At 66.9% G+C, this 26,111-nt stretch carries 28 protein-coding genes; 19 read left to right on the forward strand and 9 right to left on the reverse strand.

Annotated elements, in window-relative coordinates; all coding sequences use genetic code 11:
* The first annotated feature begins 205 nt into the window (after nucleotides 1–205).
* The 3 genes from dapA to AC5JDC_RS14795 all read left to right on the forward strand — a co-directional run bounded on the left by dapA (nucleotide 206) and on the right by AC5JDC_RS14795 (nucleotide 2,289).
* Nucleotides 206–1,087, forward strand: coding sequence for a 4-hydroxy-tetrahydrodipicolinate synthase (gene dapA / locus AC5JDC_RS14785; protein ID WP_495842222.1), 882 nt, complete (start codon nucleotides 206–208; stop codon nucleotides 1,085–1,087).
* Between the two features lie 325 nt (nucleotides 1,088–1,412).
* Nucleotides 1,413–1,892: an SsrA-binding protein SmpB gene (gene smpB / locus AC5JDC_RS14790; RefSeq protein WP_106774978.1), complete on the forward strand. Its 480-nt coding sequence runs from the start codon at nucleotides 1,413–1,415 to the stop codon at nucleotides 1,890–1,892.
* 73 nt (nucleotides 1,893–1,965) lie between these two features.
* On the forward strand, nucleotides 1,966–2,289 hold the full coding sequence (locus AC5JDC_RS14795; protein WP_495842224.1) for a hypothetical protein: 324 nt from the start codon (nucleotides 1,966–1,968) through the stop codon (nucleotides 2,287–2,289).
* A gap of 396 nt (nucleotides 2,290–2,685) precedes the next feature.
* Here AC5JDC_RS14795 and AC5JDC_RS14800 read toward each other — a convergent pair whose 3' ends face one another.
* Both AC5JDC_RS14800 and AC5JDC_RS14805 read right to left on the reverse strand, forming a co-directional pair.
* On the reverse strand, nucleotides 2,686–3,387 hold the full coding sequence (locus tag AC5JDC_RS14800) for a uracil-DNA glycosylase (RefSeq protein WP_495842276.1): 702 nt from the start codon (nucleotides 3,385–3,387) through the stop codon (nucleotides 2,686–2,688).
* On the reverse strand, nucleotides 3,384–3,962 hold the full coding sequence (locus AC5JDC_RS14805) for a LabA-like NYN domain-containing protein (RefSeq protein WP_106775490.1): 579 nt from the start codon (nucleotides 3,960–3,962) through the stop codon (nucleotides 3,384–3,386). Before AC5JDC_RS14805 ends, AC5JDC_RS14800 begins: the two co-directional genes overlap by 4 nt.
* A 292-nt stretch (nucleotides 3,963–4,254) precedes the next feature.
* Between AC5JDC_RS14805 and rpoZ the strand changes: the two genes are divergently transcribed.
* Entirely contained in the window at nucleotides 4,255–4,656 is a 402-nt protein-coding gene (rpoZ, locus tag AC5JDC_RS14810) for a DNA-directed RNA polymerase subunit omega (protein ID WP_106775489.1), read from the forward strand.
* Nucleotides 4,657–4,764: 108 nt separating this feature from the next.
* The gene (locus tag AC5JDC_RS14815) at nucleotides 4,765–6,990 is read left to right on the forward strand and encodes a RelA/SpoT family protein (RefSeq protein WP_106775488.1); all 2,226 of its coding nucleotides are present in this window, start codon (nucleotides 4,765–4,767) and stop codon (nucleotides 6,988–6,990) included.
* Nucleotides 6,991–7,008: 18 nt separating this feature from the next.
* On the opposite strand, the gene AC5JDC_RS14820 is transcribed toward AC5JDC_RS14815, so the two are convergent.
* Together AC5JDC_RS14820 and AC5JDC_RS14825 are read right to left on the reverse strand one after the other, a co-directional pair.
* Nucleotides 7,009–7,290, reverse strand: coding sequence for a helix-turn-helix domain-containing protein (locus tag AC5JDC_RS14820; protein WP_106775487.1), 282 nt, complete (start codon nucleotides 7,288–7,290; stop codon nucleotides 7,009–7,011).
* Nucleotides 7,287–7,628: a type II toxin-antitoxin system RelE/ParE family toxin gene (locus AC5JDC_RS14825; protein WP_495842227.1), complete on the reverse strand. Its 342-nt coding sequence runs from the start codon at nucleotides 7,626–7,628 to the stop codon at nucleotides 7,287–7,289. Before AC5JDC_RS14825 ends, AC5JDC_RS14820 begins: the two co-directional genes overlap by 4 nt.
* A gap of 126 nt (nucleotides 7,629–7,754) precedes the next feature.
* Here AC5JDC_RS14825 and pyrE point away from each other — a divergent pair, with 126 nt between their 5' ends.
* From pyrE to era, 5 genes are all read left to right on the forward strand, one after another.
* Nucleotides 7,755–8,333: an orotate phosphoribosyltransferase gene (gene pyrE, locus AC5JDC_RS14830; protein ID WP_495842229.1), complete on the forward strand. Its 579-nt coding sequence runs from the start codon at nucleotides 7,755–7,757 to the stop codon at nucleotides 8,331–8,333.
* A gap of 223 nt (nucleotides 8,334–8,556) precedes the next feature.
* Nucleotides 8,557–8,967, forward strand: coding sequence for a holo-ACP synthase (acpS, locus tag AC5JDC_RS14835; protein WP_495842232.1), 411 nt, complete (start codon nucleotides 8,557–8,559; stop codon nucleotides 8,965–8,967).
* 81 nt (nucleotides 8,968–9,048) lie between these two features.
* Nucleotides 9,049–9,798: a signal peptidase I gene (gene lepB, locus AC5JDC_RS14840; RefSeq protein ID WP_106775483.1), complete on the forward strand. Its 750-nt coding sequence runs from the start codon at nucleotides 9,049–9,051 to the stop codon at nucleotides 9,796–9,798.
* Between the two features lie 4 nt (nucleotides 9,799–9,802).
* Nucleotides 9,803–10,516, forward strand: coding sequence for a ribonuclease III (gene rnc / locus AC5JDC_RS14845; protein ID WP_495842235.1), 714 nt, complete (start codon nucleotides 9,803–9,805; stop codon nucleotides 10,514–10,516).
* Entirely contained in the window at nucleotides 10,513–11,424 is a 912-nt protein-coding gene (gene era, locus AC5JDC_RS14850) for a GTPase Era (protein WP_106775494.1), read from the forward strand. Before rnc ends, era begins: the two co-directional genes overlap by 4 nt.
* 33 nt (nucleotides 11,425–11,457) lie before the next feature.
* On the opposite strand, the gene AC5JDC_RS14855 is transcribed toward era, so the two are convergent.
* Nucleotides 11,458–11,955, reverse strand: coding sequence for a nucleoside deaminase (locus AC5JDC_RS14855; protein WP_495842238.1), 498 nt, complete (start codon nucleotides 11,953–11,955; stop codon nucleotides 11,458–11,460).
* A 215-nt stretch (nucleotides 11,956–12,170) separates the two neighbouring features.
* On the opposite strand from AC5JDC_RS14855, the gene recO reads away from it, so the two are divergent.
* The 3 genes from recO to AC5JDC_RS14870 are packed head-to-tail and all read left to right on the forward strand — an operon-like array spanning nucleotide 12,171 to nucleotide 16,303.
* Nucleotides 12,171–12,920 carry a DNA repair protein RecO gene (recO, locus tag AC5JDC_RS14860; protein WP_495842240.1) on the forward strand — a complete coding sequence of 250 codons (750 nt, stop codon included), beginning with the start codon at nucleotides 12,171–12,173 and terminating at the stop codon, nucleotides 12,918–12,920.
* On the forward strand, nucleotides 12,917–13,435 hold the full coding sequence (locus AC5JDC_RS14865) for a PaaI family thioesterase (RefSeq protein ID WP_495842242.1): 519 nt from the start codon (nucleotides 12,917–12,919) through the stop codon (nucleotides 13,433–13,435). Before recO ends, AC5JDC_RS14865 begins: the two co-directional genes overlap by 4 nt.
* A 27-nt stretch (nucleotides 13,436–13,462) precedes the next feature.
* Entirely contained in the window at nucleotides 13,463–16,303 is a 2,841-nt protein-coding gene (locus tag AC5JDC_RS14870) for a DUF2339 domain-containing protein (RefSeq protein ID WP_495842244.1), read from the forward strand.
* A gap of 582 nt (nucleotides 16,304–16,885) precedes the next feature.
* On the opposite strand, the gene AC5JDC_RS14875 is transcribed toward AC5JDC_RS14870, so the two are convergent.
* Entirely contained in the window at nucleotides 16,886–18,124 is a 1,239-nt protein-coding gene (locus AC5JDC_RS14875; protein WP_495842246.1) for an MFS transporter, read from the reverse strand.
* A 223-nt stretch (nucleotides 18,125–18,347) separates the two neighbouring features.
* Between AC5JDC_RS14875 and AC5JDC_RS14880 the strand changes: the two genes are divergently transcribed.
* The 6 genes from AC5JDC_RS14880 (at nucleotide 18,348) to AC5JDC_RS14905 (ending at nucleotide 23,345) form a co-directional block, all read left to right on the forward strand.
* A complete protein-coding gene (locus AC5JDC_RS14880; protein ID WP_106775476.1) occupies nucleotides 18,348–18,866 on the forward strand; it encodes an RNA polymerase sigma factor in 519 nt (172 codons plus the stop codon).
* Nucleotides 18,863–19,648, forward strand: coding sequence for an anti-sigma factor family protein (locus AC5JDC_RS14885; protein ID WP_495842248.1), 786 nt, complete (start codon nucleotides 18,863–18,865; stop codon nucleotides 19,646–19,648). Before AC5JDC_RS14880 ends, AC5JDC_RS14885 begins: the two co-directional genes overlap by 4 nt.
* A gap of 159 nt (nucleotides 19,649–19,807) precedes the next feature.
* Complete coding sequence (locus AC5JDC_RS14890; protein ID WP_495842250.1) at nucleotides 19,808–20,305, forward strand: GNAT family N-acetyltransferase; 498 nt, start codon at nucleotides 19,808–19,810, stop codon at nucleotides 20,303–20,305.
* 57 nt (nucleotides 20,306–20,362) lie between these two features.
* A complete protein-coding gene (locus AC5JDC_RS14895; RefSeq protein WP_495842252.1) occupies nucleotides 20,363–21,826 on the forward strand; it encodes a RimK family ATP-grasp domain-containing protein in 1,464 nt (487 codons plus the stop codon).
* Nucleotides 21,827–21,948: 122 nt separating this feature from the next.
* Entirely contained in the window at nucleotides 21,949–22,845 is an 897-nt protein-coding gene (locus AC5JDC_RS14900; protein WP_495842254.1) for a calcium-binding protein, read from the forward strand.
* A gap of 110 nt (nucleotides 22,846–22,955) precedes the next feature.
* Nucleotides 22,956–23,345, forward strand: a complete 390-nt coding sequence (locus AC5JDC_RS14905) for a DUF4087 domain-containing protein (RefSeq protein WP_495842256.1) — start codon at nucleotides 22,956–22,958, stop codon at nucleotides 23,343–23,345.
* A gap of 66 nt (nucleotides 23,346–23,411) precedes the next feature.
* Here the strand turns inward: AC5JDC_RS14905 and AC5JDC_RS14910 are convergent, their stop codons facing one another.
* The 3 genes from AC5JDC_RS14910 to ygfZ form a co-directional block, all read right to left on the reverse strand.
* Nucleotides 23,412–24,362: a phosphatase PAP2 family protein gene (locus AC5JDC_RS14910; protein ID WP_495842258.1), complete on the reverse strand. Its 951-nt coding sequence runs from the start codon at nucleotides 24,360–24,362 to the stop codon at nucleotides 23,412–23,414.
* 183 nt (nucleotides 24,363–24,545) lie between these two features.
* Nucleotides 24,546–25,196 (reverse strand): HD domain-containing protein, encoded by a 651-nt coding sequence (locus AC5JDC_RS14915; RefSeq protein ID WP_495842260.1) that lies wholly within the window; start codon nucleotides 25,194–25,196, stop codon nucleotides 24,546–24,548.
* The gene (gene ygfZ / locus AC5JDC_RS14920) at nucleotides 25,193–26,065 is read right to left on the reverse strand and encodes a CAF17-like 4Fe-4S cluster assembly/insertion protein YgfZ (protein WP_495842262.1); all 873 of its coding nucleotides are present in this window, start codon (nucleotides 26,063–26,065) and stop codon (nucleotides 25,193–25,195) included. Before ygfZ ends, AC5JDC_RS14915 begins: the two co-directional genes overlap by 4 nt.
* Nucleotides 26,066–26,111 lie beyond the last annotated feature (46 nt).

The following is a 26,111-nucleotide window of genomic DNA, read 5'->3' on the forward strand; positions in this document are numbered from 1 at the left end:
CAAACAGGAGCGGATTCCGGCATCCTAGTCGTCGGCGATGAAGGGGACGTAAATGAAAGGTTAGCGGGACCGTTCGGATTGCATTGGTCGCTTCCTTGCCGTGCCACCGTGTCAAGACTATGGTGCGCGGCTTCGCTTTCGGCTAGAAGGCGGCGCAACCGAAGAAAGGCCGGCCGGGCCGGCCGAAAGGGGAGTTGAACCGGACATGCTGAGAGGCTCGTTGACCGCGCTCGTGACACCGTTCGAAAAGAACGGGGCGCTGGCCGAGAAAGCTTTTCGCGATCTGGTCGAGTGGCAGATCGCCGAGGGGACCAGCGGCCTCGTGCCGGTCGGCACCACCGGTGAATCGCCCACGCTTTCGCATGAGGAACACCGCCAGGTGGTGAGGGCCTGCGTCGAGGTGGCGCGCGGCCGCGTGCCGGTGGTCGCCGGCGCGGGATCGAACAATACGGCTGAAGCCGTGGGGCTCGCGCAATATGCCGAGAAGGTTGGCGCCGACGCCGTTCTCGTCGTTACGCCCTATTACAACAAGCCGACGCAGCGCGGGCTCTACGAGCACTTCGCCACGGTGGCGAAGGCGACGAGCCTGCCGATCGTCATCTACAACATCCCGCCGCGTTCGGTGATCGACATGACGCCTGAGACGATGGGGAGGCTGGCGCACGACTTCAAAAACATCGTCGGCGTCAAGGACGCCACCGGCAAGGTCGAGCGTGTCTCCGAGCAGCGCATGACCTGCGGCAAGGAATTCATCCAGCTTTCCGGCGAGGACGCGTCGGCGCTCGGCTTCAACGCTCATGGTGGCGTCGGCTGCATCTCGGTGACGTCGAACGTGGCGCCGCGGCTTTGCGCGGAATTCCAGGCGGCGACGCTCGCCAACGACAAGGAGAAGGCGCTTGCCCTGCAGGACCGGCTGATGCCGCTGCACAAGGCGATCTTCCTGGAGCCGGGAGTCGCCGGCGCTAAATACGCGCTGTCGCGGCTGGGCAAGGCGGAGAACACCGTGCGCTCGCCGCTGACCACGGTTGAGGAGGGGACGGCCGAGAAGATCGAGGCGGCGATGAAGCATGCAGGCCTGATCAACTAGCGCGGCCGCCTTCGAGGCTCGCCCGTTCGGTTTGGCGCCAGCTTCTTCGCCGCCGTTGGGGCGGTCGGTGCCTGCAACGCCGACTTTCGACGCCGTCTGTCCCGGGCGGACGCAATGCCTCGCCAAGCCAGGCGGAATCCGCGGCAATCCACGATGCCGGGGCACCCCCCCGTCCTGAGGTGCGAGGCCGCAAGACGCTGGAAAACGAAGGGCAGTTCTTCAGCGGGCGAGCCGCGAAGGACGCACCTGCAAGAAAGCATCGGCAGGACGCACCATATAGAAGGCATCGACGACAGAAGGCGTCCCCAAACCAAGCAGAACGCGAATGAACCAGGTCAAGAAATCCGATCCCAACAACCGGGTCGCCGCCGAGAACCGCAAGGCGCGTTTCTCCTACGAGATCCTCGACACCGTCGAGGCCGGCCTCGTGCTGACCGGCACCGAGGTGAAGTCGCTGCGCCAGGGGCAGGCGAACATCCAGGAATCCTACGCCACCAACGAGGGCGGCGAGATCTGGCTGATCAACTCCTACGTGCCGGAATATCTGCAGGCCAACCGCTTCAACCACGAGCCGAGGCGGCGGCGCAAGCTCCTGCTCAACAAGCGCGAGATGGCGCGGCTGACCCAGAGCACCGAGCGCGAGGGCATGACCATGGTGCCGCTCAAGATCTACTTCAACGACAAGGGGCGTGCGAAGCTGCTGCTCGGCGTCGCCCGCGGCAAGAAGCTGCACGACAAGCGCGAGACCGAGAAGCAGCGCGACTGGGCCCGCGAGAAGGGGCGGCTGCTGAAGGAACGGGGTTAGGGTTAAAGCCGCCGGGGACCACGCCCTGTCTCTGGTGGCAAGGGGGAAGATGCGATTTGTCTGGGTAATTGCCTTGCTTCTGCTGGGCTCCTTGCAAAGCTGGGCGGAAGAGACCCCAGCCGAGTTCAAGCGTCGGCTCCAGCAACATGTCGATGGCGTTCGCTATGCGCACATCGTCAGGCAGGCCGCGAACAGGGCCGATCAGAAGGGTATAATCATTCAGTTCCGGATCGGCTCGGACGGATCGCTCCAGAACGTGTCGGTAAGCAGCGGTTCGATCTCGAAGGAGTTGCGGGCCCATATCGGCCGTGCCTTCGAGCAGCTGCCGAAGCTGAAGAGCGTCCCTGGCTGGGCGGTGCATGGCATGTACAGAGTGCCGCTCATTCTCGGAGGATAGAGCCCCTCGCCATCGCCGGCTTCGTCATGACCATTCTGCCGAAATACGGCATCTGCCGTATTTCGCATGCCTCCGCATCCAGCATATGAATGGGTCGGATCGCGCGACGGCGCTGCTCGATCCGGCACACCGGCTGAAGCTTGGGGCGGTGCTTGCCGCGTTGCGTGGGCCCACAGCACCTTGGGGGAGGGACGTGGCCACCACGCAGCGGCGGTCGTGTTGTCTGGCACTGCGATTGCCGCCGCTTGCAGTGTCGGACAACCAAGAACGGCCGCGCCGGCATCCTGCGCCCTACGCGAGTGAGGCCCGCAATCCTTCGTCGGAGTTCGCGCTCCGAGTTGTTCGCGTAGATGGAACCCGTCGTCCGGCCACCGGGCGGCGGGTTTCCCTTTGCCGTCACGGACAGGCTCGCGGATCGGCTTCGATCGGGCGCATCGTCCCGTCCAGATGTCGCCGCACCGCCTCGAACACCTGGACGAACATCGCCTCCGTCAGCACGCCGGTGTTGGTGTTGTAACGCGAGCAGTGATAGCTGGAAAACAGCGTCAGGCCGCCGATCGGCGCGGCCGTGCCGTGCTTGAAGGGAAAGGCGGCGACCCGGCCGCCCAGCGCCCGCACCGTCGACTGGTGGGCGATGGCGCCCAGCGTGAGCACCGCCTCGAGATTGGGAAAACGCTGAAGTGTCGGCACGAGAAAGGTGCGGCAAGTGGCGATCTCCGCGCCGACCGGCTTGTTCTCAGGCGGCACGCAGCGCACCGCATTGGTGATGGCGGTGCCGACCAGTTCCAGCCCGTCGTCCGGCCGAGCCAAAAACTGCCCGCGGGCGAAGCCGAAGCGGATCAGCGTCGAATAGAGCAGGTCGCCGGCATAGTCTCCGGTGAACGGCCGCCCGGTGCGGTTGGCGCCGCGCAATCCCGGCGCCAGTCCGACGATGAGGAAGCGGACGGACGGGTCTCCTTCGGGCGGCAGGAAGGTCGGCACCGGCGCGTTGAACCAGGTGGGTTCGCGCAGCCGCCAGGCGGCGATGAAATCGTGCAGGCGCGGACAGAGCGGGCAGTCGCGCGACGGTTCCGCGGAAAGCACGGGAAGAGCCGTCAGATTTCGTCTTCGGCGGGCGTCGGTTCCGGACGGCGGACCGGCCGCTCGGACGGATCGCGGCCGATCTCGGCCTTGAGCGTCATCAGGTCGATGAAGTGATCGGCCTGCCGGCGCAGGTCGTCGGAGATCATCGGCGGCTGCGAGGCCATGGTCGAGACGATCGAGACCTTGCGGCCGCGCCGCTGCAGCGCGTCGACCAGCGTGCGGAAGTCGCCGTCGCCGGAGAAGATCACGTAATGGTCGACGAAGCCGGTGAGCTCGAGCGCATCGACGGTGAGCTCGATGTCCATGTTGCCCTTGATCTTGCGGCGGCCGGTTGAGTCGGTGAACTCCTTGGCCGGCTTGGTCACCACCTTGTAGCCATTGTAGTCGAGCCAGTCGATCAGCGGTCGGATCGAGGAGTATTCCTGGTCCTCGATCAGGGCGGTGTAGTAGTAGGCACGCACCAGATAGCCGCGTTTCTGGAAGGCGGCGAGCAGCTTGCGGTAGTCGATGTCGAAGCCGAGCGACCGCGACGTGGCGTACAGGTTTGCACCGTCGATGAAGAGGGCTATCTTCTCGCGCGGATCGAACATCAGCGGAATATCCTTGGTCAAAACAAATCGATCGAACCAGCAATCCAGTCGATGCACCGTCGGCTTAACGCCCCGGCGGCAAACGCCGTTCCGCATCGCTTCCTTGAACAAACAAATATCCGTCTGGCCGCCGCATTCCAAGGTCGGTCACGAAAAAGTAAACGGTCGCGTCGTCGCAGGCAGCCAGCCTGCCGCGCAAGGGTCGGGCTTGCCATGAAGCTTGTTTTCATCGGCCGTTTGGTTTATGGGCGGCACTGGTTTTCCAGACATCCAGGTATGAAAGGGGCACTCCATGGCCCGCGTAACCGTTGAAGACTGCATCGACAAGGTCGAGAACCGCTTCGAGCTGGTTCTGCTGGCCGGCCACCGCGCCCGCCAGATCAGCCAGGGCGCCATGATCACGGTGGCGCGCGACAACGACAAGAATCCGGTGGTGGCGCTGCGCGAGATCGCCGACGAGACGCTGTCCCCCGGTGATCTGAAGGAAGATCTGATCCACTCGCTGCAGAAGCATGTGGAGGTCGACGAGCCGGAAGCCGACGGTGCCGAGATCACCGACCAGACGACCGCCGCGGCCGGCGACGTCGCCGAGCAGGACGACGACGCCAACATCACCTTCGACCGCATGTCGGAAGAGGAGCTGCTGGCCGGCATCGAAGGCCTCGTGGCGCCGGAAAAAAGCGACGATTACTGAGGCTTGGCCGCCGGGCGGGCCTTTCGTGCCCGCCATATCGTGGCTATCTATCTCATGCGCCGTGTCGTCCGATGCGGCGCATGGTTCTTTTCAGGGATGCCGTAGGCGATGATGCGTCAGTACGAGCTTGTCGAGCGCGTCCAGCGCTACAAGCCAGACGTCAACGAGACCCTGCTCAACAAGGCCTATGTCTATGCCATGCAGAAGCATGGCCACCAGAAGCGCGCCTCCGGCGACCCGTATTTCTCGCATCCGCTGGAAGTCGCCGCAATCCTGACCGACATGCATCTGGACGAGTCGACCGTGGCTGTGGCGCTGCTGCACGACACGATCGAGGACACCACCGCCACCCGCCAGGAGATCGACCAGCTTTTCGGTCCCGACATCGGCAAGCTCGTCGAGGGTCTTACCAAGCTGAAGAAGCTCGACCTCGTCTCGAAGAAGGCAGAGCAGGCGGAGAACCTGCGCAAGCTGCTCCTGGCAATTGCCGAGGACGTCCGCGTCCTCTTGGTGAAGCTCGCCGACCGCCTGCACAACATGCGTACCCTCGACCACATGCGCGAGGACAAGCGGCTGCGCATCGCCGAGGAGACGATGGAGATCTATGCGCCGCTGGCCGGGCGCATGGGCATGCAGGGCATGCGCGAGGAGCTGGAGGAACTCGCCTTCCGCTACATCAATCCGGAAGCCCACCGCATGGTGACGGCGCGGCTGACCGAGATATTCGAGCGCAACCGCGGCGTGGTGGCCGAGATCGAGGCGTCGCTGTCGGAGCTGTTCCAAAAGCACAAGATCAAGGCCAGGGTGAAGAGCCGCCAGAAGAAACCCTGGTCGGTGTTCCGCAAGATGGAGGCGAAGGCTCTGTCGCTGGAGCAGCTGTCCGACCTGTTCGGCTTCCGCGTCCTGCTCGACACGGTTGAGGATTGCTACCGCGCATTGGGTGCCATCCACACCACCTGGTCGATGGTTCCGGGCCGCTTCAAGGACTACATCTCGACGCCGAAGCAGAACGACTACCGCTCCATCCACACCACCATCGTCGGGCCGTCCCGCCAGCGCGTCGAGCTCCAGATCCGCACCGCCGACATGAACACGGTGGCCGAATACGGTGTCGCTGCGCATGCGCTCTACAAGGACGGGCGCTTGAAGATGAACGGCGCCGCCCATGTGATCTCCAAGGAGACCAACGCCTATGCCTGGCTGCGCCGCACCATCGAGCAGCTGGCGGAGGGCGACAACCCCGAGGACTTCCTGGAAAACACCAAGCTCGAGCTGTTCCAGGACCAGGTGTTCTGCTTCACCCCGAAGGGTACGCTGATCGCGCTGCCGCGCGGCGCCATTCCCATCGACTTCGCCTATGCGGTCCACACCGAGGTGGGCGATTCCTGCGTCGGCGCCAAGGTCAACGGCCGCATCATGCCGCTGATGACGGAGCTGAAGAACGGCGACGAGGTCGAGATCATCCGCTCCAAGGGACAGGTGCCGCCGGCGGCCTGGGAATCGCTGGTGGTCACCGGCAAAGCGCGCGCCGCCATCCGCCGCGCCACCAAGAACGCCATCCGCAAGCAGTATTCGGGCCTGGGCATCCGCATCCTGGAGCGCGTCTTCGCGCGCGCCGGCAAGGAGTTCGCCAAGGAGAACCTGAAGCCGGTGCTGGCCCGTCTGGCCCGCAAGGATATCGACGACGTGATGGCGGCGGTCGGCCGCGGCGAGCTCGCCTCCGGCGACGTGCTGCGCGCCGTCTATCCCGACTACAAGGAGGAGCGCGTCACCACGCCGCCGCAGCCGCGCGAGGAGGGCTGGTCGAAGATCCGCAATGCCGCGGGCATGCTGTTCCAGCTTCCCGGACGCTCGCGCAAGGATCGCAAGGCGAAGAAGGACAGCGGCGCAGTGCCGATCCGCGGCGTCAGCGGCGACCTGCCGGTGCGCTTCGCTCCGGACGGTGCAGTTCCCGGCGACCGCATCGTCGGCATCATGCAGCCCGGCGTCGGCATTACCATCTATCCGATCCAGTCGCCGGCGCTCACCGATTTCGACGATCAGCCGGAGCGTTGGATCGACGTGCGCTGGGACATCGACGAGGACAACCGCGAGCGCTTTCCCGCCCGCATTTCGGTGACGGCGATCAACGCGCCCGGCTCGCTGGCCGAGATCGCCCAGGCCATCGCCATCAACGACGCCAACATCCACAGCCTGTCGATGGTGCGCACCGCGCCCGACTTCACCGAGATGCAAGTCGACCTGGAGGTCTGGGACCTGAAGCATCTCAACCGGCTGATTTCGCAATTGAAGGACTCGCCGGCCGTCAGCTCGGCCAGGCGGGTCAATGGCTAGGACCTTGGACTGGCACTTTCATGCTGCGTCGGCGATATGCAGTTCGACATGCAGGCCTGCTGCGGTCGCCATGTTCACCAGCGAATCGAGCCCGAACAGATTTATCTTGCCGTTCATGAGATCGGAGATGCGTGGCTGGGTCACGCCGAGCAACTGCGCGGCGGCCTTCTGATTCAAGCCTTCGCGGGCGATGTGGTTTTTCAGGGCGATCATCAATGCTGATCGAAGCCGCATATTCTGCGCCTCGGCGCGATTGTCCTCGATCGCGTCCCAGACGCTGGCAAAGCTATCGTTGCTCATGACTTGCTGTCCTGGATCAGTTGCTGATACCGCCTGCGCGCCAAATCCATATCGGCCTTGCTGGTGGTCTGCGTTTTCTTCTGAAAGCAATGAAGCACATAGATTGCCGACTCGAATTTCGCCACGTAGATCACGCGGAAGGCCCCGTCTATGGAACGTATGCGAATCTCGCGGACGCCTTGCCCGATTGAACTCATCGGCTTCCAATCGTCAGGATCGATCCCGGTTTGAACCTGATCGAGTTGATGTCCCGCTTCGCGACGGGCCAGCGCCGGGAAGGTTCGCAAGTCGGCAAGCGAGCTTCCAAGGAACACGATGCCTTTGACGCGTTCGGCCATGGTCGCTTATACAAAATTCTGTATAGTCGTGCAACGAAAGCCGCTGGCAGCGCAATCGCTTGGCACATGGCCTTGACAGCATGAGCCGTTGTCGAGGAACGATCGCGCGCATTGATGGAAAAGAACATGAACACAGACGAAGTCCTGGCGCTTTTCCGCGAGGCGGGCGCGGTCCTGGAGGGGCATTTCATCCTCACCTCCGGCCTGCGCAGCCCGGTCTTCCTGCAGAAGGCGCGCGTGTTCATGCATGCCGACAAGACCGAGCGCCTGTGCCGCGCCCTGGCCGACAGGATCCGCGAGGAGGTGCCGGGCCGCATCGACTATGTCGTCGGTCCGGCCATCGGCGGCCTGATCCCCGCTTACGAGACCTCACGCCATCTGGGCGTGCCGGCGATCTGGGTCGAGCGCGAGCAGGGGGTGTTCCGGCTGCGCCGCTTCGAGATAGAGCAGGGCGCCCGTGTCGTCATCGTCGAAGACATCGTCACCACCGGCCTGTCCATCCGCGAGACCGTCGAATGCCTGCGCGGCATCGGCGCCGAGGTGCTTGCCGCCGCCTGCATCATCGACCGCTCCGCCGGCAAGACCGATGTCGGCGTGCCGCTGGTGGCGCTGGCCGAATACGAGGTGCCGGCCTATCCTGCCGACAAGCTGCCGCCGGAACTCGCGGCGCTGCCCGCGGTTAAGCCGGGAAGCAGGAATATGTAGCGGCAATGTTCGTGCTCCGTCGCACCCCCCTCTGTCCTGCCGGACATCTCCCCCGCAAGGGGGGAGATTGGACGGTCGCATTGCATGGCAGCTATTCTGAAATGTTGCCGATTGGCGAAATCGTAGATGACAGTCAATCTCCCCCCTTGCGGGGGAGATGTCCGGCAGGACAGAGGGGGGTGCGACGGAGCACCGCGGTCTCCGCGAACGCCGTGGGGTACCCATGATCATCGGCATCGGCTCGGACCTGATCGACATCCGCCGCATCGCGAGTTCGCTCGACCGCTATGGCGAGCGCTTCGTCAAGCGCATCTTCACGAACGTGGAGCAGGCCAAGGCGGAAGGCCGGCGCGAGCGCGCCGCGACCTATGCGAAGCGTTTCGCCGCCAAGGAGGCCTGCGCCAAGGCCCTGGGCACCGGCATGGCACGCGGCGTGTTCTGGCGCGACATGGGCGTCGTCAACCTGCCTGGCGGCAAGCCGACCATGCACCTGACCGGCGGCGCGGCGAAGCGGCTGAAGGCGATGCTGCCGACCGGCCACCGCGCCGAAATACACCTCACCATAACCGACGACCATCCGCTCGCTCAGGCGTTTGTGATCATCGAGGCATTGCCGGCCGAACAACGGCCATGATTATGGCATTGAAGCCGGCGGCACGGCGTTGCTCCGCCTGCCCCAAGCCCTTATACCGGAACGATGACGACTGAGGACGACATGAGCGTGGCTGAAAAGACTGCGAAGAAATCCGGCGGGCTTGGCGAGACCGTCAACGTCATCGTCCAGGCGCTGCTGCTCGCCCTGGTCATCCGCACCTTCCTGTTCCAGCCCTTCTCGATCCCGTCGGGGTCGATGCGACCGACCCTGCTCGAGGGCGACTATCTGTTCGTCACCAAATGGGCCTACGGCTATTCGCGCTACTCGCTGCCGCTTTCGCCCAATCTGTTCTCAGGGCGCATCTTCGGCAGCGCGCCGGAGCGCGGCGACGTCGCCGTCTTCAAGTTCCCGCCCAACCCTTCGCTCGACTACATCAAGCGGGTCATCGGTCTGCCCGGCGACCGCATCCAGATGCAGGACGGCCAGCTCTTCATCAACGGCACCGCCGTGCCGCGCGAGAAGGTCGGGCAGATCACCAACCCTGACATCACCGAGGTCGACCGGCCGGTCGACGTCTATCGCGAGACGCTGCCCAACGGCGTCTCCTACGACACGCTCGACCTGACGCCCAACGGCATCGGCGACAACACGCGCGAATACATCGTGCCCCCCGGCCACTACTTCATGATGGGCGACAACCGCGACAACTCCACCGACAGCCGCTTCACCGTGGGCTACGTGCCGGAGGAGAACCTCGTCGGCCGCGCCAACATCATCTTCTTCTCCATCGCCGAGGGCGCGAGCCCGCTGGAGATCTGGAAATGGCCGACCGACATGCGGCCGTCGCGGCTGCTCAACTTCGTCCGCTAGGGCCATGGCGCTGAAGCGGCCGACCGGGGAAGCGCTCGCCGCGGCCCTTCACGAGCGCACGGGACACGCCTTCCGCGACATCCGGCTGGCCGAGACGGCGCTGACCCACTCCAGCGCGGTCAAGGCGGTGGTCAACAATGAGCGCCTGGAGTTCCTCGGCGACCGCGTGCTCGGGCTGGTGGTGGCGGACATGCTGTTCCGGCTGTTTCCGGAGGCGCGCGAGGGCGATCTGGCGCCGCGCTTCAACGCGCTGGTCGATGCACGCACCTGCGGCGCCGTCGGGGCGGAGCTCGGCCTCGACCAGCTGATCCGCGCCGACGCGGCGTTGAAGGCCAAGGCCGGCAAGGCCCGCAACTATCTGTCCGACGCGGTCGAGGCTCTGATCGCCGCCATCTATCTCGACGGCGGCATGGAACCGGCGCGCGCCTTCATCCTGCGCTGCTGGGAGCCGCGCTCCCGCACGGTCGTCGACAAGCCGCGCAACCCCAAATCCGAGTTGCAGGAGTGGCTGGCGCAGGCCAACGGCGCCCGCCCCGAATATGTCATCGAAAGCCGCGAGGGCCCCGACCACGAGCCGATCTTCACCGTCATGGTGACCGTTTCGGGCTTCGCCTCCTCGCGTGCCAGCGGCCCGTCGCGCCGCGCCGCTGAAGAGGCGGCGGCAACCGCTTTTCTCATTCGCGAAGGCGTGTGGACCGCCGAAAGGGCCGCATCATGACCGAAACCCAGCCTGCCGAGACCCGCTCCGGCTTCGTCGCCATCATCGGCGCGCCAAATGCCGGCAAGTCGACCCTGGTCAACCGCCTGGTCGGCGCGAAGGTGTCGATCGTCACCCACAAGGTGCAGACCACCCGCGCCATCGTGCGCGGCATCGCCACCCATGGCGCGGCGCAGATCGTCTTCGTCGATACCCCCGGCATCTTCAAGCCGCGCCGCCGCCTCGACCAGGCGATGGTCACCACCGCCTGGGGCGGCGCCAAGGACGCCGACATGGTGATGGTGCTGATCGACGCCGAGCGCGGCATCCGCGGCGACGCCGAGGCCATGCTCGACAGGCTGAAGGACGTGCGCCAGCCGAAGATCCTCGTCCTCAACAAGGTCGACCGGGTGAAGCCGGAGACGCTGCTGACGCTCGCCAGGGACGCCAACGAGCGCGCCGATTTCCAGCGCACCTTCATGGTCTCGGCGCTGACGGGAACGGGCTGCGACGACATCCTCGACTATCTCGCCGCCGCGCTGCCGGCCGGGCCCTGGTACTATCCCGAGGACCAGCTCTCCGACCTGCCGATGCGCCAGCTCGCCGCCGAGATCACCCGCGAAAAGCTGTTTTTGCGGCTGCATCAGGAGCTGCCCTATTCCTCCCATGTCGAGACCGAGAAATGGGAGGAGAAGAAGGACGGCTCCGTCCGCATCGAGCAGGTGATCTATATCGAGCGCGACAGCCAGAAGAAGATCGTGCTCGGCGCCAAGGGCGAGACCATCCGCGCCATCGGCCAGGCCGCGCGCAAGGACATTTCCGAGATTCTGGAGCAGCCGGTGCACCTCTTCCTGTTCGTCAAGGTGCGCGAGAACTGGAGCGACGATCCGGAGCGGTTCCGTGAGATGGGACTGGAGTTTCCCCACTAAGTTAGCGCATCCCATCGCGCTTCGACACGCCCGCTAGATCGGGCGTGCAGTGTTGCGCTCTTCGTGGAAACGGTGGTGCAGGGCGCGGATCTCCTCCGCCAATTCCGGCGCTGGACCCTTCACGACGACGTTCGGCGCGACCTGCTGGATCGGCAGCGGTGCGACGGGAGCCGCGGCAACGCCAAGTTCCGCGAGCCAGTCGACAAGCTGCGCGGAAGACGCGGCATAGACGATGCGGCCGAGTCCGACCCAGCCATGCGCCGCGGAGCACATCGGGCAATGCTCGCCGGAGGTGAAGACGGTCGCCTTTGCCCGGTCCTCCGGCGTCATGTTGGCGGCTGCCCAGCGCGCCAGCTCGAATTCCGGATGCCGCGTCTGGTCGCCGCCGGCAACGCGATTGTGGTCTTCCGCCAGCACGGTGCCGTCGGCCGCGACGAGAACCGATCCGAACGGCTCGTCGCCTTTCTCCAGTGCTTCGGCGGCCAGCTCCACGCAACGGCGCAGGTGCCGCAACTCAATATCATCGAACATTGTGACCTCCACCATTCCAGAGAGGATGAGCACCAGGGATATTAGCGCCCGTCGGGAGAAAGTATGCAGTGGGTTTCGGGACAAACACTTGTGGCGAATCCAAAACCGTTCGGCGCGGTAGGGAAGGCAACCGAATGCCCGGTCAGACATATGATTTGCCGGCACCAGACGCCCCACCTTGATCTTGCCTTGCTTTCCATGAAAGGCTCCGCGCCATGGAATGGCGCGACGAAGGCATCATCCTCGGCACACGCCGGCATGGCGAGACGTCTGTCATCCTGGAGGTGATGACGCGCGGCCACGGTCGCCATCTCGGCCTGGTGCGCGGCGGGCGCTCGCGCAAGCAGCAGCCGCTGCTGCAGGCCGGCAACCGCGTTGACCTGGTTTGGCGGGCCCGCCTCGACGAGCATCTCGGCACCTTCCAGGCGGAAGCGGTGGAGCTCAACGCTGCAAGGCTGTTCGACAGCGCCGCCGCCGTCTTCGGCCTGCAGACGATCGCCGCGCATTTGCGGTTGATGCCCGAGCGCGACGTGCATTCCGGCCTCTACGAGACGCTGATGCTGCTGATCCGCCATCTCGACGAGCCGCTGCTCGCCGGCGAGCTGGTGGCGCGCTTCGAGCTGATGGTACTCGAGGAGCTGGGCTTCGGCCTCGACCTTTCCGAATGCGCGGCAACCGGCGCGCGCACAGATCTCGCCTATGTCTCGCCGAAATCCGGCCGGGCGGTATCGCGGGCGGCCGGTGCGCCTTGGCAGGAAAAGATGCTGGCGCTGCCCGATTTCCTCGTCGCCGGTCCCGGCCGGCGCGCCGATCCGGCGGCGCTCGACCAGGCGTTCCGGCTGACCGGCTTCTTCCTGGCAAGGCATGTCTACGAACCGCGCGGCGTCGCCGAGCCGGAGGCGCGCGCCGCCTTTCTCGGCGCGCTGCGCAAGGCGGCAGGCCCGATCGGAGAAAACGCCGCATGAGCGAAGTCGAACTGTTTCCGGGCCATGTCTCGCGGCTTGGCCTCGGCGTCATCCCGCGCGAAGACTTGACGAGCATGCCCGGGCTGGACCTGCTGCGCCGGATGATCGCCGGCGAATACCCGGCGCCGCCGATCGCCGGCACGCTCGCCTTCACCTTGACCGAGGCCGATCCGGGCAGGGCGGTGTTCCGTGGCCTGCCGGGCGAGCGTCACCTCAACCCGCTCGGCGGCGTGCATGGCGGCTGGGCCGCGACGCTGATGGATTCGGCACTCGCCTGCGCCGTGCACACGACGCTGGAGGCCGGCGAAGCCTATACGACGGCCGAGTTCAAGGTGAATTTCCTGCGCCCGATCACGCCGGAAACGGGCGAGGTGGTGTGCGAAGGCAAGGTCGTGCACCGCGGCCGCACATTGGCGGTCTCGGAAGCCACGCTGAAAGACGCCGCCGGCAAGCTGCTCGCCTTCGGCACCGAGACATGCTCCATCTTCCCCGCCGCCAGGCTGGCGGGACGCTAAGGGGCCGCGGGCGAGGGGGCGCGGGACATGATCGACAGTTTCTTCGGTCTGCTGACCATGGTCGGCGTGGTCGTGTTGATCGTCACGGTCACGCGCCTCCGCGAGCGTGTCCGCCTGCTTGAGCGGGAGATCGGCGCGCTCCGCTCCTTCGTGTCGTCCCTGCCGGAAAAGGGCAAGGCGCAGCCCAAGCCCGCGGGTGCAACCGAGGCATCCGCGGCGGCGACGGCTGCGACGGCTGCGACAGCCGTGTCGTCGGTGGAAGAAGCCGGGATCGAGGACGAGCCCGGCCTTGCGGCGCTGCGACAGCCCGCTGCCGCCGCTGCGGCCTCGGCGACCGGAGCTGCGCGGCAGGAAATGGCTATAGGCTCCGAAGCGGTTTCCGACGAGCCCGACGCCTCGACGCCTGACGCCGAACCGGCAGCTCCTGTTTCCGAGCCGGCCAGCACCGGAGCGGACACGGCCGCCGAGGAAGCGAAGCCTGCCGAGGCCGCACCCGCCCGGCAGCGGCCAGACATCGAGACGGCGCTCGGCACACGCTGGGCGGTGTGGATAGGCGGCATCGCGCTGGCGCTCGGCGGCATCTTCCTGGTGCGCTACACCCTCGAGGTCGGCCTGTTCGGGCCGGGCGTGCGCCTGCTGATGGCAGCCCTTTTCGGCTTGGCGCTGCTCGCCGCCGGCGAGTTCGTCCGCCGCACCGGCTTTCGCGTGCCGGTTCCCGGCATCGCCGGCGCCTATATCCCGGCGATCCTCACCGCAGCCGGCGCCTTCACGCTGTTCGGCACGGTCTATGCCGCGCATGGCATATACGGCTTCATCGGACCGGCCGCCGCCTTGTTCCTGCTCGGCGCGGTCGGTATCGCGACGCTGGCGCTGGCGCTCGTGCATGGCCAGGCGCTGGCCGGTGTCGGCCTGCTCGGCGCGCTGGCGACGCCGGTGCTGGTCGCCTCGCAATCGCCCAACGCCTGGGGGCTGTTCGGCTATCTGGCGGTCGTTCTGGTCGCATCGATCGCGATCGCCCGCATCCGCCGCTGGCTTTTTCTCGCCGCGGCCGCGTTCGCCGGCGTCGGCCTGTGGTGCCTGGTCTATCTGGCGGAGGTGGAGCCGGCCGATCTCTGGATCGTGCTGTTCATCAACGCGGTCATGCTGGCCACGCTCGCCCTGGTCTGGATCGGCGGCCGCGACAAGGAGCCGTGGGAAACTGTCCGCAATGCCGTCCCGGCCGCCGTTCCCGCTCTTTTCGTGGCGCTCTCTGCCGCCGTCCTGCTGCTCGATCCCGCCCTGCGGCCGAGCGGCGGCCTTGCCGGCGGCACGGCGCTTTTCGCCGCGATGGTCGCCGTCGCCGTTTGGCGCGCCGAGGCGCTGCCGCTGCTCTTCGGTGCGGCGATCGGCGCTGCGCTCGTCTTCCTGCGCGTCGGCCTGTCCGGAACCTTCGCGTTCGAGCTGATGGGCGAGCCGGTGGAGGTCGACGGGTTTGCGGTTCTTCCTTCGACCAACGCGCTGCTCTATCCCGGCCTTGCCCTGACGGTCCTGTTCCTCGTAGCCGGCCTGTGGCGGGCTCGCGCGCTCATCGGAAGCCCCATGGCGTCGGCCACGTGGACCGGGGCTGCGGCGGCCGTTCCCTTCGTGATCCTCTGCTCGCTCTGGATCGCGCTCGGCAATCCGGATATCGACCTGCGCTACGCCTTCGCCGCACTGCTGCTCGCCGGCCTGCTCGCGGCCGGCGCCGGGCAGGCGGCGCGCCGGGAAAACCCGGCTTCCACGGGCGGACCCGCCGTCTCCATCCTGCTCGCGGGTGGCTTCGCGGCGCTCCTCGCCGCCATCCACATGGCGTTCGGTCCGGGCCTGACCACCATTCTCGCCGGCGCCGCCGCGATGCTTCCGGCACTCGCCACGCGGCGGCGCGCCTGGCCGGCGCTCGGCTGGCTGTCGGCGGCGGCGGTGGTCATGGTTCTCGTGCGCGTCGCCGGCGATCCGACCATCGTCGGCTGGATGCGGCTCGGCACCACCCCGGTCTTCAACGCGCTGCTGCCGGGATACGGCATCCCGGCGCTGGCCTTCGGCTTCGCCGCCTGGCAGCTGGCGCGCACCACCGGCGGCCGGCCCAGGCTCGCGATGGAGGCGTCGGCGCTGTTCTTCGCGCTGCTGACGCTCGCCATGCTGGTGCGCCACGCCATGCATGGCGGCATCATCGACACGGGCACGCTCACGCTGGCCGAGCAGGCGATCTACACGCTGATCGCCCTTGCCGCCGGCGCCATCCTGATCTCGCTCGACCTCAAGGCACCGAGCCCGGTGCTGCGGCATGCCTCGCTCGGCATCGGCGTGTTTTCCGTCGCGGCCATCGCCACGCAGCACCTCCTGCTGCTCAACCCACTGTTCACCGACGAATCGACCGGCGGCATCCCCTTCTTCAACCTGCTTTTCCTGGCCTATCTGCTGCCGGCTGCCGCCTGCGCGGCGCTCGCCTGGTATGCGCAGGGCCGGCGGCCGCCATGGTACTCGCTCATGCTCGGCATCGCCGCCGCGGCGCTCGCCTTCGCCTACGCGACGCTGTCCGTGCGCCGCCTGTTCCAGGGCGAGCATATCGGCTTCTGGAGCGGCATGGAGCCGCTCGAGACCTACAGCTATTCGGCGCTGTGGCTGGTCATCGGCGTCGGCCTGCTGGCGGCCGGCGTGCGCACCGGCTCCTACTTGACGCGCGCCGCTTCCGGCGCGGTGATCGCGATTGCCGTGGCGAAGGTGTTTCTGTTCGACATGTCGGCGCTCGAAGGGGTGCTGAGGGCTCTGTCCTTCATCGGGCTGGGCGCCGTGCTCATCGGCATCGGCCTGTTCTACCAGCGGCTGCTCGCCAGGGCGGCGGCGGGTTAGGTCATGAGTTGGTGCCGGGGACAGTTTACTTTTTTCCGCCCGCGCTGGCCTTGAAGCGGCACAGCTTTTCTGCGGAAAGAAAGTAAACTGTCCTCTGCGGCCGATCTTCATCGTCGCCACGCTGCCTTTCGGCCCTGGCCATTGAATCTCCCTTGCGGGAGAAGTGCGGGAAGCGGGGCGCGGGGCCGAGCCTCTCTAAGTAAAGTACGTGGCGCGGTGACCCGCGCCCCGCCGGCGTTCTTGCCCGTCCGCTAACCCGCATTCGCGCGACCTTCGCGGCTGGGGCCCGGGTCTCCAGCTCACGCCAGCCGCGCTACCGATTGCACGACCGACCCGGCGCCGACGCTCCCTCCTGATACCCGGTGCGCACCAGATTCCCGCAGGGAGCGGCTTTCGGGCGCAAGTATAGTGGAAGCGGAAGGGAAGGGGATAAAACGCCCGCGAAAAGCGATGCCTGCAGATGTGAATTCGCGGCGAGTGAGATGTAAGTGCCGGGGACAGTTTACTTTTTTCCGCAGTAAGGCACCGCCGCTTCGAGGCTGGCGCGGGCGGAAACAAAGTAAACTGTCCCCTGAGAAAAACCTACTCCGCAGGCGCCATCGCCAGCCGCTCAACCGGCTTCTCGCGGATCGGCCAGTGCACGATCGCGGCGAAGATGCCGAGCGCCACGCCAAGCCACCACACCGGATCGTAGGTGCCGAAGCGGTCGTAGAGATAGCCGCCGAGCCAGACGCCGAGGAACGAGCCGATCTGGTGCGACAGGAACACCACGCCGCCCAGCAAGCCGAGATGGCGCGTGCCGAACATGATGGCGACCAGCGCGTTGGTCGGCGGCACGGTCGAGAGCCAGAGCAGGCCCATCACGATGGCGAACACGATGACGCTGGCGGGCGTCTGCGGCAAGAGCAGGAAGGCGGTCACCGCCACCGAGCGGGCGATATAGATCAGTGCCAGGAAGATCGGCTTAGGATAATGCTGGCCGATGACGCCGGAGGCGAGCGAGCCGATGATGTTGAAGAAGCCGATCAGCGCCAGCGCGATCACGGCGTAGCTCGCCGAGATGCCGATGTCGCCGATATAGGCGGGGAAATGCGCGGTGATGAAGGCGACCTGGAAGCCGCAGACGAAGAAGCCGGACACCAGCAGCACGTAGCTCGAATGGCCGAGCGCCTCGCGCAGCGCCTGGCCGACGGTCTGCTGGAACGCCGCCTGCGCCTGCTGGGCGCTGCCGTGCGAGTTGCCGGCGAGCGGCGCGGCGAGCACGGGGATCACAAGCATGGCGATCGCCATGTAGACCAGCGTTTGCGACCAGCCGAAGGCGTCGATCATGCCCTGGCTGATCGGCGCGAACAGGAACATGCCGGCCGAGCCGGCGGCCGTACCGATGCCGAACACCAGCGAGCGTTTCTCTGGCGGGGTGTGGCGGGCGAAGGCGGCGAGCACGATCGAGAAGGACCCGGCCGCCACGCCGAGCCCGACCAGCACACCGCCGCCGATGTGCAGCATGGTCGGCGAATCCGCCGTCGCCATCAGGAGGAGGCCGGCCGCGTAGAGGATGCCGCCCAGCGCCAGCACGCGCCAGGTGCCGTAGCGATCGGCGACGGCGCCGAAGACAGGCAGGCCGAGGCCCCAGAACAGGTTCTGGATCGCCATGGCGAGGCCGAAGGTGGTGCGGTCCCAGCCCTTCTCGGCAAGCATCGGCAACTGGAAGAAGCCCATGGCCGAACGCGGCCCGAAGGTCAGCGCCGCGATCAGGCAGCCGCAGACGATGATCGCCCAGGGAAACGGCCGCGCTCCCGCCGTGCTGCTCGCCGATGCCATTGCCTGCCTCCTGTGATGCGCGGCATCCTATCCGACCGGCCATGCCGGCCGAAATGAATTGCGTAGACGTACCGTTCAGTTTCATTGATGGATTGGGAAGAATTTGCCCTTTGCCGGCGTTCTTGTGGCAGGCAACGAGCGGCCCGGCCTCCGTCGCCGAGGGCTTGTCCGACAGAGCGAAATCGGTTGAAGTCGGAAAGAGGGGGCGGTGCGAGCGTCGCGCATGGACGACAGGCGGAGAGCGATCCTGGAAGAGATCCCGCGGCTGCGCCGTTATGCGCGCGCGCTGCTGCGCGATGCCGACCGCGCCGACGATCTCGTCCAGGACTGCCTGGAGCGGGCGCTCGGCCATCTGGATAACTGGCGCACCGGCGAAAGCCCGCGCAAATGGCTGTTCACGATCATGCATCACCTCTTCGTCGACCAGATGCGCAGGGAGAAGCGGCGCGGCGAGGCCGCCATGCTGCCGCTCGACGGCCATGAGGCGATGTCGGTTGCCGCCGACCAGACCGAGGACGCCGCCTCCCGCGAGGTGCTGCAGGCGCTGCAGGCGATCAGCCCGGAGCGGCGCGCCGCCATCCTGATGGTGTCGGTCGAAGGTTTTTCCTACGCCGAGGCCTCCGTCATCCTCGGCGTTCCCGCCGGCACGCTGATGTCGCGCATCGCCCGCGGACGCGACGACCTGCGCGCCTTGCTCGAAGACGGCGCGCGCCGACGCTCGATCCGGGTGGTGGACCGATGAGCGAGCGCGATTTCACCGAGCGCGACATCCACCTGGCGCTGGACGGCGAACTGCCGAAGGACGAGCGCCCCGCCTACGAGAAGTGGCTCGAGGCCAATCCGGAGCGCAAGGCGCGCGCCGCCCGCCTGGCCGACGATGTGGACCTGCTGCGCGCGGCGGTGGCCGGAGTGGCCGAGGAGCCGCTGCCCGAGCGCCTGACGGCCGTCGTAAAGGAGGAGCGCGCGAGCGAGCCGCCACGCGCCGTCTGGTGGCGCAACGCCGCGGCCGCCGCTGCCCTCTTCGTCGTGGGAGCCCTTGCCGGCTATCTCGCCGGCGGCCTGCCGCTCGGCGGGGAGGGGGAGGGCGAGCGCCTCGCCGACGATGCGATCGCCGCCTACGCCACCTACGCCGCCGATCCGGCGCATGCCGTCGAGGTGGCGGGCGGCGACAGGGACTATCTCCAGGACTGGCTGTCCAAGCGGACGGGGTTGCGGCTGGTCGCGCCCGACCTCACGGCGCAGGGCTTCGAGCTTCTTGGCGGCCGTATCCTGCCGGCCGGGCACAAGGCGGCGGCGCTCCTGGTCTACCGCGACAAGGCCGGCGAGCAGGTGTCGATCTACATGATGGCCGAAGGCAGGGAGAAGGCCAGGGGCACCTATGCCGCCGGCGGCGACGGGCCGGTCGCCATCTGGTGGCTGGACCAGGGTTTCGGCTGCGCCATCGTCAGCTCCCTGCCGGAAGGGCGGCGCGACGAGGTGGTCGGCAGCGCCTGGCGCCAGATCAAGGAAGGGCTGGCGGGCTGATCCTGTCGGCCTTCGGCCGGGGCAAGGCCGCAGGTATCCCGGCCAGTCACAATTCGGCCCGAATCGCGGTGCGATTTCGCGCACGATGCCGCGTCGGTTTCTGACTCTGCAGGGTGCGCCGTGTCCGCTTCTCTCGCCGCAGAGGTTTCCCCGACCGCAATGACCCTCGACATCCGCCCGGCCCGCGCGTCCGATCTCGACGCCCTCGTGGCGGTGGAGGACGCCGTCTTCGCTGAGGACCGTATCTCGCGCCGGGCGTTCCGCGGGCTGATCGCCAGCCGCAGTGCCGAAGTGCTCGTCGCCGAGGAGGCGGGCAGGGTGGTCGGCTGCTGCGTCGTTCTGTCGAGGGCCGGCAGCCGCAGGGCGCGGCTCTATTCGATCGCGGCGGCGCCCGGCCGTTCCGGCGTCGGCCGGCCGCTGCTCGCCGCCGCCGAGCGAGCCGCCGCAGCGGGTGGCGCGGCGACGCTGCGGCTGGAGGTGCGCGAGGACAATCTTCGCGCCGTCCGCCTCTACGAAGCCTCCGGCTACCGGCCCTTCGGCCGCCTCGACGGCTACTATGCCGACGGCGCGCCGGCGCTGCGCTTCGAAAAGCCGCTGGCGGAGGTGGCGCATGCATCGCCTGCGCCGCCGGGGGCGAGCGCGCCGCCGCCTGCCTGAGGCCACCGTGCCGCCTCGCCGCACCAATCCGCAACGCCTTGGCAAATGGGATTCTCGATGAGCTGGGTCATTCTGACTGGCCGCAACAGCGATCTCGAACAGGTCGATACGCCGCACAAGATCATCACCAACCGCGACTACCTCGCGCATCCCGCGCTGTTCCGCGGTCAGCGGCCGAAGGTGATCAACCTGTCCAACACGTATGCTTATCAGAGCCGCGGCTACTATGCCTCGTTGCTCGCCGGCTCGCGCGGCCACAAGGTCATCCCGACGGTGGAGACGATGATCGACCTGTCGGAGCGCAAGCTCTACGAGAACGCGCTGCCGGAGCTGGAGACGGCGCTCAACAAGTGCCGCAAGGATCTCGGCGGCGCCTTTCCGGCCAAGGTCTTGATCTTCTTCGGCATAGGTCCGTCCAAGGCGTGGGACCGTTTTGCAAAGCTCCTGTTCGACTGGTTCCGCGCCCCTGCGCTCGAGGTGACGATCAAGGACAGCCAGCAATGGGCGTCGATCCATAAAATCGGGCTGCACTCGCTGGCGCGGCTGGCGCCGGAGGACAAGCCGCGCTTCCTCGCCGGCCTCGAGACCTATACGGGGCGCGAATGGCGCGATTCACGCACGCGCACCCCTGCGCGCTACAGTTTCGCGACGCTGGTCGACCCGCACGAAGAGCTGCCGCCGTCGGAGATCGGCTCGCTGCGGCATTGGGCGCGCATCGCCGACAAGATGGGCGTCGAGGTCGAGCCGATCACCCGGCGCGACCTCGCCAAGCTCGCCAACTACGACGCGTTGTTCATCCGCGAGACGACGGCGATCTCCAACCACACCTACCGCTTCGCCCGCCGCGCCCAGCAGGAGGGCATGCCGGTCATCGACGACCCGCTGTCGATGATCCGCTGCACCAACAAGGTCTATCTCAACGAATTGATGGCCTTCAACAAGATCCCGGTGCCGCCGACCGTGATGATCGCCGGCCCGGCCGACCTGCAGCTCGCCGCCGACACGCTCGGCTTCCCGCTGGTGCTGAAGATCCCCGACAGCTCGTTCTCGCGCGGCGTCAAGAAGGCGTCGACCTTCGAGGAGCTGAAGGCGCTGGCCGAGGCCTGGCTGGAGGAGTCCGATCTGCTGATCGCGCAGAAATTCATCCCGACCGATTATGACTGGCGGGTCGGCGTGCTCGGCGGCCAGCCGCTGTTCGCCGTGCATTACCTGATGGCGCGGCACCATTGGCAGATCGTCAACCACAAGGCCAACGGCAAGCCGGACCAGGGCGGCATCAAAACCTTCACGCTGAAGGAGGCGCCGCCGCATGTGGTCGAGACGGCGGTGAAGGCGGCGCGCTGCATCGGCGACGGCCTCTACGGCGTCGACCTCAAGGAGACGAAGGACGGCGTCTTCGTCATCGAGGTCAACGACAATCCCAATCTCGACCATGGCTGCGAGGACACCGGCGAGAAGGACGAGGTCTGGGTGCGGCTTACACAATGGTTCCTCGACCGGCTCGATCGGCAGGGGCGGTAGAGGCGCGCAGCCGCCTTTCGAATTTTCGAGCCTGCCGGGAATAAGGCCCGGCACCTCCCGTTTCTCCCACCGCAAGACGGTGACCACATCAGCCGGTCCCCGTTCCCAACGGAGAGACGACAATGGCGACCATCATCGGCAATGACGACGCGAACCGCATCACCGGCACCTCGGCTGCGGACAAGCTTTACGGCCGCAGCGGCGACGACCTGATCTACGGCCGCGACGGCAACGACCTGATCTATGGCGAGGCCGGCGGCGACCGCCTCTATGGCGGCAATGGCCGCGACACCATCCGCGGCGGCGGCGAGGACGACCGCATCTACGGCGAGGCCGGCGACGACGTCCTCTATGGCGACGCCGGCAACGACTTCGTCTTCGGCGGCGCCGGCATCGACCGCGTCTATGGCGGCGAAGGCAACGACCGTCTCGACGGCGGCGACGGCAACGACACGCTGTACGGCGGCGACGGCAACGACAACATCACCGGCGGCATCGGCAACGACATCATCTCCGGCGACGACGGCAACGACCGCCTTGACGGCGGGGCCGGCACCGACACGATCCGCGCCGGCGAGGGCAATGACGACGCCTATGGCGGCAGCGGCTCGGACCTGATCTATCTCGGCGTCGACAACGACCGCGCCTGGGGCGGCTCCGGCAACGACCGCATCTATGGCGAGAACGGCGACGACTATCTCAGCGGCGGCAGCGGCAACGACCTGCTGAGCGCCGGCGCCGACGACGACACGCTGTTCGGCGGCACCGGCCATGACCGGCTGTGGGGCGGCGAAGGCGACGACACCGCGCTCTGGCTGAACAACCTCGACGAGTTCAACTTCCGCCGCACCGACGCCGGCATCGAGGTCATCCACGCCCGCGGCGACCGCACGGAAGGCACCGACCTGCTGGTGTCGGGCGTCGAGACGCTGAAGTTCGACGGCCAGGAGGTGTCGCTGGACGACATCACGGCGGCGCTGGGCCGCTCCGGCTACGCCACCGGCGACGACTTCGTCTGAGCCGGCGCGCGGTGCGCCACCTCCTGCGGCGCCGGTTTTCCGCTACCGCAGGGGGCTTCTTCTGGCCGAACCTTCTGCTACCATGAGATGTACCGTGCGGAGGAAGGCACTTGAGACACGGCTCGACGATCCTCCTGGCTGCCTGCGCGATGGCCGTCGGCCTGGCCGCGACGGCCGCGTATGCGGCCGAACGGCGCTGCGGATGGTATGTCAACCCGACGCCCGGCAATCTGTGGCTGGTCGACAAGGATGCGACCTGGACGATCACCTCGCAGGGCGAGGCGGAAGGGCCGGACGCCCGAGGCGTCGACAACGCTCCCGACTTCGATTCAAAGCAGTTCGTCGAGACCAACGTTCCGGGTTCGGGGCATGGCTATGGCTGCGCATGCATGACGGTCGAGACCGATGCGGAGGACCAGCGCATCACCCGGGTCTTCGCCGGCAAGATCCTTCCGCTGTCGAAATGCAAGGCCGACAGGAGCCTGCCGCCGCCGGCCTGAGTCGGGTGCCGTGTCGCTTGAGCCGGCGGAATCGGGCGGACCGCTGAAAAAAACCGTGGCGCCGGCTTACGTCGCCGATCCTTCCGGCCTGCGGGTCTGCTTGCGCACCGCCATCCGGACGGCGGTTCGGGCTCGGACCTTGACCGGCCTGACGAGCGGTTCAGCCGACAGGAAGTAGCGGCCGGTCAACCACCAGATCAGGCCCACCACCAGCATGGAAACATAGCCGTCCACCGCATAGTGCCAGCCGGTATAGACCGAGCCGAACTGCATGATGGCGAGGAACGCCCAGCCGGCGATCGCCAGCGAGCGCTGGAAGCCGGCGAGGAACAGTGCGTTGAGCGTGGCGATGGCGATGTGCATCGAAGGCATTGCCGAGATGCCGCTGCCGAAGCTGGCGGCCCGCCCGTCATAGGTCTCGATCAGATAGGCGGCGAACCGCTTCACCGAGAGCGGGCCGTCGGCTTCCAGCGTGTCGGCGAGATGGTCGAAGCGGTAGCCGCCGTAGAACCGGTCGTAGAAGATCGGGCCGACCGAGGACAGCGCCGTCGCCATCACGGTGCCGACGACCAGCGTGGTCAACGCCAGTGCCCACAGATAGCGCTCCTTGCGCGCGCCGCCGTTCCACAGCGCGACATAGAGCAGGATGCCGAACCATTGGCCGAACCAGACCACGGAGTAGAAGAAATCGACGATGCCGGATGTCAGCCCGCGCGGCAGCTTGTGCAGCAGCCGCCACGGCTGCTGCCCGTGCAGGAGGTCGTCCAGATTGGCAAAAAACGGATCGGCGTAGAAGGGGATCAGGCGGGGTATGTTGAACTTGAAGGTGTTGTAGGCGACCACGCCGAGCAGGAACACCAGAACGATCTTGGCCGCCGCGCCGAGCTGAAACGTCCTAAATATCTTCCTGGCGCCGCTGAGCGGCGCGGCAGGGTTCTCGAGAAACGCAGCGACGCCGATCGTCACCGCGGCGATGATCGGCAGCGAAATGGCAAAGACAATGACGTGCTGCCACAAGACGATGGCAAAGTCTTTTGGAACAAATGCTGCGACGACAGCGACATAGAGTGCGCAGCACATGCCCAGGATATGCAGTGAGCCCGCCCGCACGCCCTGCCGATCTTTTTCTTGTTGTTCGCGTTTCCACCCGAAGGTTCAATGAATTTGTCGCAATCCGAAAGCTTGCGCAAGATGGAATGTTCAGACGGCTTTGCTTTTCACCGAAGATGTCGCGCCTTCGGGTAGACGCGACTTCTCCAGTTCATCGAAGCGGCGCATGAACAGGCGCTGGACATGCTTTACTGAGATCGGCGCGAGATCCTCGGCGGCGAGCGCGATGCCGGCAGGTCGGCCGAAATAGCGCGCTGCCTCCGCCGTGTCGAAGCCGGCGAGGACGGTCGCCTCGAAATAGGCGGCGACCTGGTCGGCGCGCTTGATCTGCTGCTTCAGGCTGCCGGTTCCCGGCGGGGGCAGCGAGAAGCGTTGATGGACGGCGCGGTGCAGGCGCTCCTCGACCGCCTTGTAGTCGCCGCCGACCACCAGCTTGAACGGCGAGATCATGTCGCCGATGACGTATTCCGGCGCATCGTGCAGCAGCGCCGCGAGCCGCTGGTCGGCATTCGCGTCGGGCTGCTGCCGGCAGAAGATCGTCTCCACCAGCAAAGAATGCTGCGCCACCGAGAAGGCGTGGTCGCCGGCGGTCTGGCCGTTCCAGCGCGCCACCCGCGACAGGCCGTGCGCGATGTCGGAGATCTCGATGTCGAAGGGGGAGGGATCGAGCAGGTCGAGCCGGCGGCCCGACAGCATGCGCTGCCAGGCGCGCGGCGGCGCGCCTCGCCGGTCCGCCATCATGCCTCCTCCGCGGCGGTGTCCTGCGGGAAGGTGAAGGTCGCCCAGGCGGGTATGGCGAGCGACAGCACCGCGTCGCCGGCGGTGATCGGCTGGCCGGCATCCATGGCCGCCTTCACCTTGTCGATGCGCACGATGCCGAGCGCCGAGGCACCGGCCGTCGATCCGAGCGAGCCGATCGGCCGTCCGCCGGCGAGGATGTCTGTTCCGGGCGCCGGCAACTCGCCCAGCGCGGAGACGATCAGTGCGCGCCGCCGCGCGGTGCCGCGATGCTGCATGCGCGACACCACCTCCTGGCCGACATAGCAGCCCTTGCGCAGCCCGACGCCGCCGACCTGGTCGAGCAGAACGTCGTGCGGGAAGGCGTCCCCCAGCGCGTAGTCGACGCCGCTTTCGGCGATGCCGCTGGCGATGCGGAAGGCCTGCCAGGCGGCGAGGTCGCCGTCGCCCTCCTGCCGCCGCGGATAGGCGCGCCGGACCGCCGACGGCTCGGCGAAGCGCCGGTCGCGCAGCCCCTCCGCCGGCGTTGAATCGGATTGCGAGGGACTTGAATCATCCTGCCACCAGATCTGCACAAGCGGTTGTTCGCGCTTGGCGATCTCAGCCTTGGCGCGCAGCCGGTAGAGGCTCAGCCGGCGCGCCAGGTCGTCGGCGACGTCGGCGCGGCAATCGAGCAGGAAGCCGTCCGCGCCGTCGCGCGAGATCAGGAAGTCGAACAGGATCTTGCCCTGCGGCGCGAGCAGCGCCCCCGGTTTGACCTCGCCCGCCGCCAGCGCGTCGAGATCGGTGGTGATCACGTTCTGCAGGAGATGCTCGGCATCCGGCCCGCTAACGGAAACCAGGGCTCGGTCGGTCAGGAATGCGGTGGGCATGGACGGGCTCGAAGCTTGCAAACGGCAGGGCCATTACGTAAGCCCG

The sequence above is a fragment of the Kumtagia sp. genome (assembly GCF_059502445.1).